This is a genomic window from Natrinema soli (genome assembly GCF_028618695.1).
Genome location: NZ_JAQIVI010000830.1, coordinates 1 through 14,966, shown reverse-complemented (window position 1 = coordinate 14,966; position 14,966 = coordinate 1). Strand labels below are relative to the sequence as shown.

At 64.2% G+C, this 14,966-nt stretch carries 17 protein-coding genes and 1 pseudogene; 9 read left to right on the top strand and 9 right to left on the bottom strand.

The features are described 5' to 3' along the window. A partial coding sequence (locus PGX04_RS33585; RefSeq protein ID WP_377043926.1) for a tRNA(Ile)(2)-agmatinylcytidine synthase occupies positions 1 to 433 on the bottom strand: 433 nt, incomplete at its 3' end. A 164-nt stretch (positions 434 to 597) separates the two neighbouring features. Here PGX04_RS33585 and PGX04_RS33580 point away from each other — a divergent pair. Continuing rightward, positions 598 to 1,563: a transcriptional regulator gene (locus PGX04_RS33580; protein WP_273742434.1), complete on the top strand. Its 966-nt coding sequence runs from the start codon at positions 598 to 600 to the stop codon at positions 1,561 to 1,563. A gap of 61 nt (positions 1,564 to 1,624) precedes the next feature. Then, positions 1,625 to 1,834, top strand: coding sequence for a hypothetical protein (locus tag PGX04_RS33575; RefSeq protein WP_273742433.1), 210 nt, complete (start codon positions 1,625 to 1,627; stop codon positions 1,832 to 1,834). 55 nt (positions 1,835 to 1,889) lie between these two features. Here the strand turns inward: PGX04_RS33575 and PGX04_RS33570 are convergent, their stop codons facing one another. Then, positions 1,890 to 2,147 (bottom strand): glutathione S-transferase N-terminal domain-containing protein, encoded by a 258-nt coding sequence (locus PGX04_RS33570; protein ID WP_273742432.1) that lies wholly within the window; start codon positions 2,145 to 2,147, stop codon positions 1,890 to 1,892. 132 nt (positions 2,148 to 2,279) lie between these two features. Continuing rightward, positions 2,280 to 3,716, bottom strand: a complete 1,437-nt coding sequence (locus PGX04_RS33565; RefSeq protein ID WP_273742431.1) for an NCS2 family permease — start codon at positions 3,714 to 3,716, stop codon at positions 2,280 to 2,282. A gap of 277 nt (positions 3,717 to 3,993) precedes the next feature. On the opposite strand from PGX04_RS33565, the gene PGX04_RS33560 reads away from it, so the two are divergent. Then, positions 3,994 to 4,656: a potassium channel family protein gene (locus tag PGX04_RS33560; protein ID WP_273742430.1), complete on the top strand. Its 663-nt coding sequence runs from the start codon at positions 3,994 to 3,996 to the stop codon at positions 4,654 to 4,656. 370 nt (positions 4,657 to 5,026) lie between these two features. On the opposite strand, the gene PGX04_RS33555 is transcribed toward PGX04_RS33560, so the two are convergent. Next, positions 5,027 to 6,181, bottom strand: a complete 1,155-nt coding sequence (locus tag PGX04_RS33555; RefSeq protein WP_273742429.1) for a DNA methyltransferase — start codon at positions 6,179 to 6,181, stop codon at positions 5,027 to 5,029. Between the two features lie 113 nt (positions 6,182 to 6,294). On the opposite strand from PGX04_RS33555, the gene PGX04_RS33550 reads away from it, so the two are divergent. After that, entirely contained in the window at positions 6,295 to 7,401 is a 1,107-nt protein-coding gene (locus PGX04_RS33550; RefSeq protein WP_273742428.1) for a glutathione S-transferase family protein, read from the top strand. A 38-nt stretch (positions 7,402 to 7,439) separates the two neighbouring features. On the opposite strand, the gene PGX04_RS33545 is transcribed toward PGX04_RS33550, so the two are convergent. From PGX04_RS33545 to PGX04_RS33530, 4 genes are all read right to left on the bottom strand, one after another. Next, positions 7,440 to 7,811, bottom strand: a complete 372-nt coding sequence (locus tag PGX04_RS33545; RefSeq protein ID WP_273742427.1) for a DUF7535 family protein — start codon at positions 7,809 to 7,811, stop codon at positions 7,440 to 7,442. A 98-nt stretch (positions 7,812 to 7,909) separates the two neighbouring features. Further along, the gene (locus tag PGX04_RS33540) at positions 7,910 to 8,716 is read right to left on the bottom strand and encodes an NAD-dependent epimerase/dehydratase family protein (protein ID WP_273742426.1); all 807 of its coding nucleotides are present in this window, start codon (positions 8,714 to 8,716) and stop codon (positions 7,910 to 7,912) included. 150 nt (positions 8,717 to 8,866) lie between these two features. After that, positions 8,867 to 9,316, bottom strand: a complete 450-nt coding sequence (locus PGX04_RS33535) for a hypothetical protein (protein WP_273742425.1) — start codon at positions 9,314 to 9,316, stop codon at positions 8,867 to 8,869. A 252-nt stretch (positions 9,317 to 9,568) separates the two neighbouring features. Next, entirely contained in the window at positions 9,569 to 10,582 is a 1,014-nt protein-coding gene (locus PGX04_RS33530; protein WP_273742424.1) for an alcohol dehydrogenase catalytic domain-containing protein, read from the bottom strand. 105 nt (positions 10,583 to 10,687) lie between these two features. On the opposite strand from PGX04_RS33530, the gene PGX04_RS33525 reads away from it, so the two are divergent. Both PGX04_RS33525 and PGX04_RS33520 read left to right on the top strand, forming a co-directional pair. Continuing rightward, entirely contained in the window at positions 10,688 to 11,062 is a 375-nt protein-coding gene (locus PGX04_RS33525; RefSeq protein ID WP_273742423.1) for a 2Fe-2S iron-sulfur cluster-binding protein, read from the top strand. A gap of 98 nt (positions 11,063 to 11,160) precedes the next feature. Then, on the top strand, positions 11,161 to 11,610 hold the full coding sequence (locus PGX04_RS33520; protein ID WP_273742422.1) for a thiol-disulfide oxidoreductase DCC family protein: 450 nt from the start codon (positions 11,161 to 11,163) through the stop codon (positions 11,608 to 11,610). 30 nt (positions 11,611 to 11,640) lie between these two features. Here the strand turns inward: PGX04_RS33520 and PGX04_RS33515 are convergent, their stop codons facing one another. Further along, positions 11,641 to 12,912, bottom strand: a complete 1,272-nt coding sequence (locus PGX04_RS33515; protein WP_273742421.1) for a DUF7405 family protein — start codon at positions 12,910 to 12,912, stop codon at positions 11,641 to 11,643. A gap of 251 nt (positions 12,913 to 13,163) precedes the next feature. Here PGX04_RS33515 and dps point away from each other — a divergent pair, with 251 nt between their 5' ends. From dps to PGX04_RS33500, 3 genes and pseudogenes are all read left to right on the top strand, one after another. Then, complete coding sequence (gene dps, locus PGX04_RS33510; protein WP_273742420.1) at positions 13,164 to 13,820, top strand: DNA protection during starvation protein; 657 nt, start codon at positions 13,164 to 13,166, stop codon at positions 13,818 to 13,820. A gap of 172 nt (positions 13,821 to 13,992) precedes the next feature. Beyond that, a complete protein-coding gene (locus PGX04_RS33505) occupies positions 13,993 to 14,439 on the top strand; it encodes an SRPBCC domain-containing protein (protein ID WP_273742419.1) in 447 nt (148 codons plus the stop codon). 108 nt (positions 14,440 to 14,547) lie between these two features. Continuing rightward, positions 14,548 to 14,966, top strand: a pseudogene (locus PGX04_RS33500) (HTTM domain-containing protein); the annotation flags it as partial.

Below are 14,966 nucleotides of genomic sequence, written 5' to 3'. Positions count from 1 at the left end.
CGCGGCCGTCGCCGGCGTGCCACGACCGATAGCCGTGCCGGTCGATCAGGGCCGCGGCGTCGGCGATCGCGAGGTGGTCCCGGATCGCCGCGTGCGCGAATCGACTCATGTCGTCGGCGGGAACGGCTTCGTCCGGATCGTGAGCCGCCACGACCAGTCCGGGATTCGTTCGCTCGTCGTCGGTTTCGGAAAGCGCTTCGAGTCGCTCGCGAGCGATCTCGAAGGCGCGGTCGGGGTCGCAATCGGTGTGAATCGCGAGCGCGGCGTTCCCCCGAGTTTTGTACTCCACGGCCGGGTTGAGCCGGACGAGGAGGAGCCTCGAGACGCTCACCGAGTCATCTTCGCGGAGCCGGTCGGCGATCGCTCTGGCGACGTACGTCGTACACATTCCTCGCTCGCGCGAGTCGGTATCGTCGATCCCGACGACGGTCATCGCCCGTGCTTGCACGCCGGTCGAGTAACGCCTTTCGGGATCCCCGTCGCCGGGGTCGCGTAATCTCCTATATAAGTATACTCCCGATACGGCCCGCAATCGCGACACGGGACACGGACATCCCGGGGAAAACGTCTTATAGGAGGAATCGCTTACAACCCCGTATGTCCCGCTCCGCACTTGTCGGTAACGTGACCGCGATGTTAGAGGACGCGGGATTCATGGTGAGTGACCGGTGTGCGATTCGACCGAAGAGTTTCGATATCGCCGCACGACGCGGTGAGGACCTCGTCCTCGTCAAGATCCTCGCGAACATCGACGCGTTCAACCGGGCGACCGGCCAGGAGATGCGACGCCTGGGAACCTACCTCGATGCGACACCCCTGGTCATCGGCCTGCGCAGCCGCGACGAGGATCTGAAACCCGACGTCGTCTACTTCCGACACGGCGTCCCCGTCTTCAGCCCCGATACGGCGTATAACCTGTTCATCGAGGAAGTCCCGCCGCTGATCTACGCCGCCCCCGGCGGCCTCTACGTCAACATCGACGGCGACCTGCTGGCCGACGAGCGCGAGAACCGCGACTGGAGCCTCGGCCAACTCGCCAGCGAACTCGGCGTCTCCCGGCGGACAGTCTCGAAGTACGAGGACGGCATGAACGCCTCCGTCGAGGTCGCGATGACCCTCGAGGAGATGTTCGATGCCCCGCTCACGAGCCCCGTCGACGTGCTCGAGGGGGCCGACGACGTCCACGAGAGCGAGGCGACGCCGGACGATCCCGACGCGGATCCGGACGACGAACACGTGGTCGCCGTCCTCACGAGGGCCGGCTACAGCGTTCACCCGACGGCACGGTCGCCGTTTACGGCCGTCAGCGAGGACGAAGACGACAGCGACATCGTCCTCACCGGCCACTCGAAGTTCACGAAGGCCGCGGAGAAGCGCGCCCGGATCATGAGTTCGATCGGCCAGGTCACGCGAACGCAATCCGTCTACGTCGTCGACCGAGCGAAACAGGAGTCCGTCGACGGCACCGCCCTGGTCGAACGCGACGAACTCGCGACGTTCCGGAACACCGACGAACTCCGGGACGTCATTCGAGAGCGCTCCGAGTACGAAGAAGCGGCCTGATCCGGTCGGTACTATTCACCACGGACGACAGTTTCTCGAATGCTGACCGCGAGGAACGCCGATGCAGGGGCAGTGGACTGTTGAAATCGTCAGTCGGCGCCGCGCGTTCCTCGTCCTCACCGTCGCAGTTCTCGGACTCGTCTTCAATTACGGGACAACCGTCACGACGGCGGCCGATGCAATGGTGTTCGTCGGCGTCTACGTTATCGGTGGGTACCTCTCGTTCACGGTACTCACCCTCCTTTCGAACCGATTCTGGTGGAAACGGTAATCGCTCCGCCGGCGAACTGCCTGTCGAAGAACGGACTACAATCGACTCCTGGACTTCAGGCTGCGCCGTTTCCGTACGTTTCCTCGAGGTACGCGACGATGTCGTCGCTCTCGCTCATCCCGTCGACATCGTTCGCCTCGTCGACGATGACGGGGACGCCGGTCTGGCCGCTGACGTTCTCGACTTCGGTGCGCTCGTCGTGCGAACGCGGCACTTCGATGATATCGTACTCGAGCTCGAGGTCGTCGAGTTTCGAGCGGACCTTCGCACAGTACGGACAGCCCGGAAGCTCGTACATCGTGATGTCTGCCATACGAACGTATTGCCGCGGAAGACGTATTATCCCACCGGTCGATCGGGCGGTTGCCGGAACCGAGGGTGCTGACGGCACCTGCGGTCAGATCGCGGAAGAACAGCCGTCAACGGCGGAGATCGGCGGTCGACGCTAGAACGAGACCATTCCGGCGTCGACGGCGAAGAAGACGGCGAAGTAGAGGATGAACGCGACGGCAAGCACCCACTGCCCGACGGAGACGTCTTCGGCCTTGCCCATCGCCGCTTTGACGAGCGGATAGCTGATGATCCCGGCGGCGAGCCCGTTCGAGATCGACGCGGTCAGCGGCATGACCGTGATCGTCAGTCCGGCGGAGATCGCCCAAGACGGGTCCTGCCAGTCGATGTCGGTGACGCCCTGCAGCATGATGATGCCGACGACGACCAGCGCGAGGTACGACGCGTACTGCGGGATGGCACCGATTAGCGGCACGATGAGCAGGGAGAGCATGAAGAGGAGGCCGACGACGAGAGCGGTGAAGCCGGTTCGCCCGCCTTCCTCGACACCGGTTGACGATTCGATGTATGTCGTCACCGTGGACGTTCCGACCATCGCGCCGAGGGTGGTGCCGATCGCGTCGGCCATCAGCGGCTTCTCGATTTCGGGGAGGTCACCGTCCTCGTCGAGGAATCCGCCGATCTGCGAGACGCCGATGAGAGTCCCGGCCGTGTCGAAGAAGTCGACGAAGAAGAACGTGAAGACGACCAGCGCGAACACGAGCGGGTCGTCGGTAATCATCCCGAGGCCGTCGACGAAGCCGGCGGCCAGCGGCGTGAAGTCGTACTGGACGTTCGCGATCAGGTTCAGGAACCCGTCACTGGAGAGCTGATCGTAGGTAGTGGCGGGAACGAGCGTCCCCGGGGAGACGACGTCGGCGACGGTCAGTACCCACCCGGCGACGGCAGTGGCGAGGATTCCGATGACGATCGATCCTCGAGTTCCGCGAGCGTGAAGGATGAGCATCAACGCGAGGCCGACGACCGAAAGCGCTGCGACCGCGCTCGTCGCGACGTTACCCAGCGTGACGAGCGTGTCCGGATGGTCCACGACGATCTGCATCTCCTGGAGTCCCAGAAAGAGCAGATAGACGCCGATTCCGGCCCCGACCGCGAACTTGACGGGTTCCGGGAACAGTTCGATGATGTACTTCCGCGCGCCGACCGCCGTCAGCGCGATGAAGATAATCCCTTCCACGAAAACGGCCGCGAGCGCGACCTGCCACGGGACGCCGAGGCCGATGACGACCGTGAACGCGAAGAACGCGTTCAGCCCCATCCCGGGAGCGAGGCCGAACGGTCTGTTGGCCCAGAACGCCATGACGAAGATGGCGACCGCCGACGCGAGGATCGTCGCGACGGCGATCATCTGCTGGACTTCGCCGGCATCGTAGCCCTCGAGCGTGATCGCCTCGCTGAGAATGAGCGGATTGACGACGATGATGTACGACATCGCGAGGAACGTCGTTATTCCCGCGACCGTTTCCGTCCCGAGGTCGGTATCGTGTTCGTCGAGCCTGAAGTACGCCGCGAGCGTCTCGAATACCCCCATATTGGATGCTCGAGCATAATAACACCGATTAGTTAAAGGTTCTTGTCCGAATCGGTCAGTATTTGGACACGGTCGTGGGTAACATCGAAATTTTTACATCTCTTCCGCTCGATTCCTCGCGGCGGTCGAGGGGCGATCGCCTCGCTGAGACTGATCGGACGAAATCCTCGTCAGCGAGGGGCCCATCGCGTCCGAAAGGGGAACACATCGCGGTCGAAACGGGAATTCTCGCGGGAGGGACCAACGTATTTCACTACGGGGCGCGTACCGTGATACCATGAGGTTTGTCATCGTGGGATACGGTCGGGTCGGGTCGCGAACGGCGACGATCCTCGCGGAGGAAGGCCACGAGGTCCGCATCGTCGACGACGACACGGACCGGATCGAACGCGCCACCACCGACGGGTTCGAGACGGTGCACGGCGACGGTGCTGACGAAGACGTCCTCGTCGACGCGGGGATCGAAACCGCGGATGCGATCGGCGCGTTCACGCCTGATCTCAACGCCAACTTCGCCGCGTGTATGGTCGGTACCCACCACGGCTGCCGGACCGTTCTCCGGATCGACGAGGACTACCGCGAGGACATCTACGAGAAGTACGCCGAGGAGGTCGACGAGATCATCTACCCCGAACGGCTCGGCGCTGCGGGCGCGAAGACCGCCCTGCTCGGCGGAGACTTCAACGTCGTCGCCGATCTCGCCGCGAACCTCCAGTTGACCGTCCTCGAGATTCGGGACGGATCGCCGGCGGTCGGCAAACGAATGAGCGAACTCGAGTTGCCCGAGTCCGCGCGGATCTACGCCCACGGCCGCGCTCGGGAGCCGCTGACGATTCCGCTCCCGGGGACCGAACTCGAGGCCGGAGACGAGGTCGCGGTCATCACCGAAGCGGATCGCGCCGAGGAGGTTCGGTCGACGTTGTCGCCCGCAAACGCCTAGCCGGGTAGTCTCCGGGCTCGAATCGGCCTCGAACCAGCCGCTGTAACTCGACCGGCCTGGTCGACGCGACAAAAGGGGGAGAGAAACGGGAGCAGGCGCGCAGGCGGATGGGGAGGGGTGGGGAGGCCGCCTCGCGCCTGTTCCTTCCGTTGCGCCGGTGCCCAATAAATCCGCGTCAGACGATCGACTGACGGGGGTCAGACGGTCCGCTGTCAGTCGGTTTCGGCGCACCCGCAGGACGGTCGCGATTGCGCCGGGAAACCGGTGCGGAAATCCGTCTCAGACGGCGCTCTCGGCGGGGACTGTGAACAGGACTCGTCGGGGCCGGCCGACCACCTCAACTCCGTCACTGCCAGCCGACGGTAGCGACTCAGCCGCCGCTTTCGCCCTCGTCCTCGAGGCGGAAGACGAGGACGTTCTGGTGGACCATCGAGGGGACGAAGGAGAACGGATAGCCGTAGACGTGGAGGTCCTTCGTGGGATCGTACCAGATCAGGTTCGCCGCGAGGGTTAGCGGCGCGGTCGACTCGATCGTCCGCGCGAGATCCGCCGAAAGGAACTCGTAGGACTGTTCGCGGTACATGTCGCCGATGAAGACGACGACGTGACCGTCCGGCGAGACGGCGTCGGTGAACCGGGCGAACTTGCCGGCCATGTCCGCGAGCCAGTCGGCTTTCGTGACCCACTCCCCACTTTCCTCGGCGGATTCCGAACCGTCATCCACATCGGTCGGTTCCGAACTATCATCCCCGTTGGACGACTCCGAGGTGGAATCCCCATCCGATGGCCCCGAATCGGCATCGACCGCTGTCTCGCCGTCCCGCTGCCCGTCGAACGAGCCCAGTTTGCTCTCGCGAGTCCGGCGCTCGTTGCGCGTCTGCTCGAGTTCGTCCATGTGCCAGTAGGGGACGTCGGTCAACAGGAGGTCGACCGAGTCGTCGGGCACGCCGTCGATCAACTCGGCGCAGTCGCCGTGTCGTACGTCCCCTTCGGCCAGCGGCGGCTCGCCGCGCTCGCGACGCTCCTCGTTCTCCCGCTCGAGGACCGTCTCGTAGATCTCGATCCATCGTTTGGTCCGCTCGAAGCCGATCGCCTCCCGAAGGCCGGTGCCCTCGTGTTCGCAGAAGCTCGCACCTAACAGGGTGCCGCCGACGCCCGCGAAGGGATCGAGGACGGTGTCGCCGGCCTTGCTGAACCGGCCGATCAGCTCCGCGCAGAGTCGCGGGGGCTTCTGGCCGCCGTGTTCGCTGCGCAGGTCGTGCTGGACGGCTGGGGGATAGCCCTCGGCGATCACGGACTTCGTGGCGTACTTCCACTCCTTGCCCGTGAGGTCGTTCACCCGGTTGCGCTCGTCGTAGATCCCTCTACCTTCGACGTAGCGCTGGTGATCCGCGAGGTCGTCGGTATCGATCACCTCGCCGTCCTCGACCGGCAGGGACTCCTCCCGCGCGCGGTCGGCGTCGAACTCGCCGTCGTCGTCGGTGAACAGGCGGCTCTGGCGGTGTCGATCCCCGTCGTCTGCCATACCTCGAGTGCTCACGGGAGTCGTTTAAACGCTTGTCTTCGATCACCGGGACTCGAGAGCGGTGACGCGAGTGTTAGCGAGATCATTTGAACGTCGCGACCGTACGACGAGGTATGAATATGCTTGTCGACGGCGAGTGGCGAACCGACGCGCTCGAGTCGACCGACGACGACGGCTCGTTCGAACGGCAGGAGACGACCTTCCGGAACGAGATTCGCGACGATCCCGACGCCCGGTTCCGGCCCGAGGCGGGCCGGTATCACCTCTACGTCTCGTACGCCTGCCCGTGGGCCCACCGGACGCTGGTGACGCGGGTGCTGAAGGGGCTCGAGGACGCGATCTCCGTTTCGGTCGTCGATCCCTACCGCGACGAGGACGGCTGGCAGTTCACTCCCGAAAAGGAGGGCTGTACGCCCGATCACGTCCACGGCGCGGATTTCCTGCGGGAGTTGTACGTGCGTGCGGATCCGGACGCGACCTGTCGCGTGACGGTGCCGGTGCTCTGGGACAAACAGGAGGATACCATCGTCAACAACGAGTCCGAAGAGATCATGCGGATGCTCGACACCGAGTTCGGCGGGATCCTCGCGAGTGAAGCGAGTGAGGGCTCGTCAGTCGAGCGGAGCGAGTCTGACGGTGTGGCGTCGCGAGACGTGGACCTCTACCCCGAGGGGTATCGTGACGAGGTCGACCGGATCATCGACGAGATCTACGAGCCGATCAACAACGGCGTCTATCGTGCGGGCTTCGCGACGAAACAGGAGCCATACGACGAGGCGGTCGACGATCTCTTTTCGGCGCTCGATCACTGGGACGAGGTGCTGGCGGACCAGCGCTACCTCGCGGGCGATCGGCTCACCGAGGCCGACATCGCGATGTTCACGACGCTCGTCAGGTTCGATAACGTCTACCACACGCACTTCATGTGTAACGTCCAGTACGTCCGGGAGTACGACAACCTCTGGCCGTATCTGCGCGACCTCTATCAGACCGGCGTCGCCGACCGAAGGGAGGGGACGCCGAGCGAACGAACGAGCGTGGCGCAGACGGTGAACATGGACCACATCAAGGAGCACTACTACACGACCCACCCCGACGTGAACCCGAACGGGATCGTCGCCCGCGGTCCCGACCTCGAGTTCGAGGCACCCCACGATCGGGACGAACTGCCGGGCGGCCCGCCGTCAGACCTCGTCGGTGCCGCGAGTGCCGACGACTAACGAGAAGTCGCCCCCGAGAGAACGACGGGACGGCGGCGTTAGGATTCGGCTGCCGTCTGGTCGGTTTCCGCGTCTACGGGTTCAGTGTCTTCGGCCTCGGTATCTTCTGTCTCGGTGTCTTCGGTCTCTGCGTCTTCGGTTTCCGTGTCTTTCGCGTCGGCATCTACGGGTTCGGATTCCGTGGATTCGTGACGGTCGGAGCCGGTACGGCCGGATTCGCGTCGCCAGGTCTCGAAGCTGTGTTCGAACTCCTCCTCGGAGACGAACACCTTCCAGAGAATCCACACGGGGATGAGAACGGGAATCAGCGGGAGGAGAACGATTACGAGTACTGCACCCATGATATAGCCGAACAGGGACATCTGGGTGTTCGGCCCGTAGCCCGACGACTCGGACACCTTGACTGACATGTGCGACGCTACGAACGTGGCGCTATTCCGTCTTTCGAATCCGTGGGTCCCTCGAGGAAACGAACGGGCCCCGTCTCGGGGTCGCCACGACTCATCGATCACGTCGTCTCGAGGCCGTCGCGGCCGTCCGACTCGTCGCTCAGGACCGCCTCGGCGTCGTCTTGCGGCCGGTACTCGAGGGCCTGCATGGTCTCGGCGAGCGAGAGGAACCGCTCCGAGTTGTCGGAGATCCCGTGGGCGATCAGGGGTGACTCCGGGAGCGTTGCCGTCGCGGCAGCGGCGAGCAGCCGCCGACAGTCGCCGGGGCTGAGCCACATCGCGCGGGCGTAGCGCTCGCCGGCACCGTCGCGTTCGTCGCACTCCTGCCGGAGTTCGTCGCGGGTGAGCAGCCAGCCGATTCGGAGGTTCACTACCTCGAATCCGTGTCGCTTGGCGTAGTACGACCCCATCGCTTCGCCGAAGACCTTCGTGACGCCGTAGAAGGTGTCCGGATCGGTCGGATCGCTCGGCCGGACGATTTCGGGGCTCCCGACCGTCGACTCGGGCCGGATCGCCGAGACGGTGTTTTTCATGTTGACCGCGTGGTTCGAACTCGCGAACACCACCCGCTCGAGGTCGTTCTCGACCGCGGCCTCGAGGGCGTTGGAGAGGCCGTCGACGTTCGGCCCGCGCACCTCGTCCCACGACGCACACGGCGAGGCGTTGGCCGCGAGGTGGATCAACACGTCCTGGCCCTCGAGCGCGTCGATGAATTCCTCACGGTCGGTGATCTCGAGGGGTGTCGTGTCCAGATCCTCGGTCTCGCTGTGGGAAAAGAGCGTGAGATCGTGATCATCGTCAGGAAACGCGCCGATGGCTTCCCGGCCGACGTTCCCCGCCGCACCGGTGATCGCGATGTTCGTCATACCTGAGAGACAGCGACGAGGCCGAAATAGGTCGGGCCAGCGCCTTCCGGCTAGTACTGTAGAACCGAGCGAGTTACCAGTAGTTGGCACTACGATTTCGTTAGGTAGCGTTATCCGTGAAAACCGCGTTTCGTACAGGGAAAGGACGTGTTATGAACTATTGTTTTCGATTGTTACGGTTACAGCGTCAACGACAGCCTCCGTTGTTTCGTTAACAACACGGATTTCATATACTCTCTCCTCACCAGAGTCCCATGGTGGGGAAACGCTACCCTGATATACTGGTGGTGTCGCTGGCTCTATGTTGTTGAATCCAGATCGGTCTACAAATTCTAGAGAACCGTTTACGTGTTCATATACTTCGAAGCTATATGATGAATTATCCCCATAGCTAGCGGTATGATCTCTATAGCTAGAGTTGTATTCGATTTCGTATTGCACACCCGCCCAGTCATCAACAAACTCTGCCGAAGCATTCTCGATTACAGTCCCATTGGTGGGTTCTCCAACAGTTGTCGTATAGTCGGTGGTCAGACTACAGCCAGCGAGTGGAACCATGATGAGAAGGAGAACAGTTCCCAGTCGCATCCGCCGATTCATATTAATAATTCATCATGAAGCCAGCATAAGTCTTCTCATAGGTCACGTGGCCCTTTTCAACGCTGTTATTCGTTCAGTTCGCACATGTAGTTACCGAATCACCCGATTCAGTTCGAGCGCGCCTCTGTATACAGAAACTGTGCTCTACTGTTACGAGAAACTCGTCAGCAGTACCTTGAAAGACCCTTTCAGTCCCATCAAGCGGTGGAACGCACGGATTGCTGAGAAACGGTCGATATCGCGGGTGCCGATCTACGGTTCGATGACGAGCTTGCCGACGCTCTCGCGATCCCGCATCGCCGCGAAGGCGTCGTCGGTGTCCTCGAGCGCGTACGTCCGATCGATTTCAGGGCGTAGCTGACCGTCGGCGGCGAGTTCGACGAGCCGCCGGAGGTCGTCCTGGGTGCCCATCGTGGAGCCGACGATGCGCTTGTGGCCGAGAAAGAGGCTCGCCACGTCGATCGTGGACTCGTCACCGGCCGTGCGGCCACAGATCGCCATCGTCCCGCCGCGGCGCATGACGGACTGGCCGAGTTCGGTGAACTCGCCGCCGAGGTGGTTGATCACCGCGTCCGGCGCGCCGATCGTCTCGACCTCGTCGCGGATCTCGTCGAGATCCGTCGATCGAATGCCGTGATCGAGACCGAGTTCGCGGACCCGCTCGAGTTTCGCTGCCGACGAGGACGTCCCGATCGTCTCGGCACCGAGAATATCCGCGAGCTGGATCGCAGCGACGCCGACGCCGCCGGTTGCACCGGGGACGAAGACGAGATCAGCGGGCCCCACCTCGGCCCGCCGGAGCATGTGGTACGCGGTCATGTACGCCGTCGGAATCGCGGCGGCGGTCGTCGCGTCCACGCGTTCGGGCAACGGAACGAGCCGATCGGCCTGCACGCTGGCGGTCTCGGCGAGACCGCCGTGGAACAACGAGAATCGCTCGCACATGTTTTCGGGACCCTCGCGGCAGAATCGACAGGTCCCACAGGTCTGGTTGGGACAGCAGACGACCCGGTCGCCGGGCTCGAGACCGCGAACGCCGTCCCCGACTTCGCTCACGACGCCGGCCACGTCGAGGCCGGTGACGAACGGCAGGTCGTCGGCGTCGACCATCGCCGAATCCCCCTCGAGGATCCAGAGATCGTGACGGTTTATCGCGCACGCCTCGACGTCGACCAGCGCCTCGTCGGGGCCGGGTTCGGGCTCGTCCCGTTCGATCACGCTCACTCCCTCGGGACCGATCAAGTCGGTGAAGGCTGCGGCTCGCATCGGTTTTCCGATCGGTCTCGAGGGCAAAGGTCCTAGGGAAGGCGGCACCGCGGCTTGCGATCGTCCGGCCGCAGGCCTTTTTCGCGGCCGGCCGTACGTGTTCCCGTGACAGCCTCCACGACGTGGGACGTCGAACTTCGCGTGCCCGAGGACGCCGATCTGGACGCCACCGGCGAGTCCCGGACGATCGAGGTCCGCGAGGACCAGGCGATCCTCGCGGCGGCCCGCGCTGCGGATCTCTGGCTGTCGGCGGACTGCCAGCAGGGGTGGTGTATTACCTGCGGCGCGAAGCTCCTCGAGGGCGAGGTCGATCACAGTCGGGCGAAGCGGTATTACCCCGAGGACGAGGCGGCCGGATTCGTCCTCACCTGCGTCGCGCGTCCCCGCTCTGATTGCGTCATCGAAGTCGAGCGTTCCGACGAGTTGCTCAGACACCGCGCCGATCACGACAGACCGCCGGGCCGGTCGAAGCTCGGCTGAGGGGGCTCGAGCCGCCGAGTGCGAACGAGCCGCGAGTGAGACGGGCGACCGGCAACTGCCCGCCGAACCTTTTCGGCTCCGCTGTCGTAGGAGGTCTCGTGACGGAGCCGACGGCACCGCAGTTCAGCGGCATTCTGCTCTACGACGGCGACTGTCCGTTCTGTTCGGCGGCCTCGACCGCGATGCGCCAACTCGAGGCCGTCGGCGTCGTTCCGTGGGAGGAGCCGGTCGCACAGGCGTTCCTCGAGGCCCAGTTCGGCGAGACACCGTTCGCGCTGTTCTTCGCGGATATCGAGGCCGAAACGGTCTGGGCGGGCCGGGCCGCTGCAACGGAGTTGTGCGAGCGAGCGGGGATGCCGGTGCTCGTCCGAGATATCGTGGACGAGAACTACGAGCGCGTCGCGGACGCCGTCCGGTTCGTCTCCGGCACCGACCGAGAGATCGACCCCTATCACGACGCGTATCCGCTGGCCGACGACGCCGCGGCGCTGTTCGACGATCTGGCGGCCAGCGGCAGTCGAACGCACGTCCCAGCCAATTCGGGCTGAGTACTCGCGAGTCGATCGTGTCGTCGCCGTTCACTCCGCCGACGGACCCGGCGCGGGCAGGGACCGAAGTTCCCGCGGCGGGACGAGGTAGTTCGCTCTGTTCGTGACGCTGATGTACTGGAGAATACCGCTGTTGAACACCGGAGCGTCGAGATCGGTCCCGGTCATCGCTTCTCGGGTCTTCACGAAATCGTCGATCGAGCGCTGGAGCGAGAGGAAGTGGGTGGCCGCCGTGTCGTCGTCGGTCGAGTCGAAGTCGCGCCGGAGGATGATCGGTTCGCCGTCCTCGCGGGCTCGAGCGGCCTTCTGGGCGTGGCCGACCGTCCCCTCGTTCCGGGCGTCTTCGGCCGCGCTCCCGCCGACTTCGGTCACGCGACTCGCGTCGCCGAGGTTGTGGCCGGCCCCCTCGACGAGATTCTCCGCGTTGTGGTTCGGCGAGAACATCTTGGAGACGCGCTGACCGCGGCTGTCCTGTTCGTACCACTGGTGGAGGTGAAGCTGGATCTTCGAGAGATGAATCGTCGTCCCGCCCGCGAACGGGCCCTCGTCGATCGTCACGCGATCCTCGCTCGCCTGGTTCTGTTTGAAGCCGGATTTGAACCCCATGAACATCGGTGCGTCGTCCGGAACGGGATCGCCGTCGGGGATGCCGTGGACGCCGGACTGATTGTCGGCCGGGAGGCCGCGACCGATGAACCCGGTTCTGCGGTCGCTCACCTCGAAGATCCCGTCGAACGTTCCGTCGACCTCGATCCCGTTGAGTTCGTCGAGTTCACCCGTCAGGGCCTCCTCGACGCTCAGTGTGACGTGACCGTAGTCGCTGGCCACCTGGAGTAAGGCGTCGTACTCGTCGAGTTCCGGATCGTCGAGCGGTGTCAGTGACGTCGGGTCGGGGAGATCGACCCCCGCGAGGTCGGCGTCGAAGCGGTCGAAGTAGGCCGGGCCGTAGGCCATCGTGAACGCCAGTCCCTCGTTGCCGCGCTTGTACGCTCTCTCGAGCGTTCGGAACGCGGTCTCGAGCCGCTCGCGTTCGTCCGCCGCGTCGGCGGGACCGTCGCCGACGTACTCGAGGCCGAGCAGGAGGTGGTGTTCGGGCGGCCGAACGTTTCCATCGTCGTCCGTCCCGAGGAACTCGTTCCACGCGTGCTGGCGATCCGGGAGCTCCTCCGGGGAGAGCGTGGCCTGGGGCACGTCCTCGGTCGCTTCGCGCTGGAGACAGGCGGACAGCGCGCTCGCACCGCCGATTGCGACGGCACTGCGGACGAACGCGCGACGCGAGAGTCCGCGATCCGAACCGTTCATACACAACCCTCGGGGGTTGGCGAGTAAGGATATTGCGATCACACCGACGGAATACGATGAGAGCGACCGATCGGTAACTCACGGGATATAGTAGCCGCTGAAACGGTTTACACGCTGATCGCAACGCTACCATGCGATCAGATGTGCAGTGACTTTCAGTCGCTACTATAGCCTGACCCGGCGCTAATCGAATCGTTATGGCAATTGCAAGCAAAGATTGATGCGTCGAGTTATGGGAGTCGATCGGTGGGATGTCCGACGAGAAACCACACGCGGCAGGGAACGTCGATGCGGGGGACACGAGCGAGCGCGTCGGAATGGCCGTGCTCCGCGAGCGCGGGCTCGAACCCGAGGAACTGCGCGAGAAACTGCTGGACGCGATCGGTGCCGAGTTCACCACGTACTACTACTATACGAACCTCCGAATGCATCTGGCCGGTCACGAGGACTACAAGGAGATCACCGAGGACGCCCGCCTCGAGGACCGGGCGCACTTCGAACTCGTCGCGCCGCGAGTGTACGAACTCGGCGGTGCGCTGCCCAACGACATCCGGGAGTTCGCGGACCGCGCGTCCTGTCCGGACGCGGAGATGCCGGTGCCCTACGAGACCGAGGGGTTCGACCTCGAGAACCTGACCGCCGAGAGCATCCTCGAAGTGTTGCTCGAGGCCGAGCGCTGTGCGATCCGAACGTGGTCGGAGATCTGTGACATGACCCACGGCGTCGATCCGCGGACCTACGACATGGCCCAGCGCATCCTCCAGGAGGAGATTGAACACGAGGCATGGTTCGTCGAACTCCTCTCGATGGAACGGGACGGTGAAACGAACCCGGCGGGTCACTTCGTCCGGGGTGAACCCGGCGACGCGCCGCTCTCGACGAACCGGCGGTTCAACGACAGCGCGTGACTGCGCCAGTCGATCGGCTCGTCGCACGCCCGCATTGCGAGAGCCGATCGCGGCCAAATCGCCCGCTCTCGCGGTCGATACCGCGCATCCCTCCTCGTTTCGGAGCCGTGACCGACGTCACCGGCGGACGAGTGACCGGTACAGCCATTCCCATGTGTGCACTACGATACCTATGAACGTGGTCGAAGTGTTCGTCGAGATCGACGCGCCGCCCGACGTCGTCTGGGAGGCGCTGCTCGAGTTCGAATACTACCCGGAGTGGAACCCGGTCAGTCGAACCGTCGAGCAAATCGCGATCGACGGGACGGAGCGACGGGGTGAGTACCAGCCCGTCGATTCCCGTCGGTCCCTCGACGGGCCGATGATCGTCACCGTCGAGCCGTACAGACGGCTCGCCTGGCTCGACCGGTTCGTTCTTCCGTTCGCGCTCGATCGCTACCACGAGTTCCACCTCGTGCCGATCGACGACGGACGGCGGACGCGATTGCTACAGCGAGAGACGGTCAGAGGTGCGCTCGTCCCGCTGCTGTTCGACGAGGGGCGGGTCGAACGCGCGTTCGTCGCGATGAACGAGTCGATCGCGGCCCGTGCCGAACGACGGGCGAGTACGCCGGCGTAGCCGAGACGGGTCCTCCCGTCGGGACGGGGCCCTCGTGTTCTCGAGCGGCGGAGAGAAGAAAATACTTATATTCCGGTTGACAATCGGGGCTCGATCCGACTGCTCCGTATGACTGGCGATCGATCGACACTCACGACGGCCGACGGCGAGTCGACGACGCTCGCGTCGCTTCGCGCGTTCGGTCGGTCGCGACTCGGCATCGATCCCCGCGCGCTGGCTGCGTTCCGGATCGGACTGGGGCTCGTCGTCCTCTGCGATCTCCTCTTCCTCCGCGTTCCGGGGCTGGGAACCTTTTACACCGACGAGGGCGTCCTCCCCAGGTCCGCCCTCGCGGAGGCGTCTCCGACGCTCGCGACGTGGTCCCTGCACGCCCTTTCCGGCTCGGTGTGGTTACAGGCCCTGCTGGTTTCGATCGCGGGCGGTGCCGCCGCGTGCCTTCTGGTCGGCTACCGGCACCGACTCGCGGCGGTCGTCTCGGCGCTCCTCCTCGCGTCGCTCTTCGCCCGCAATCCATCCCTCGTCAACGG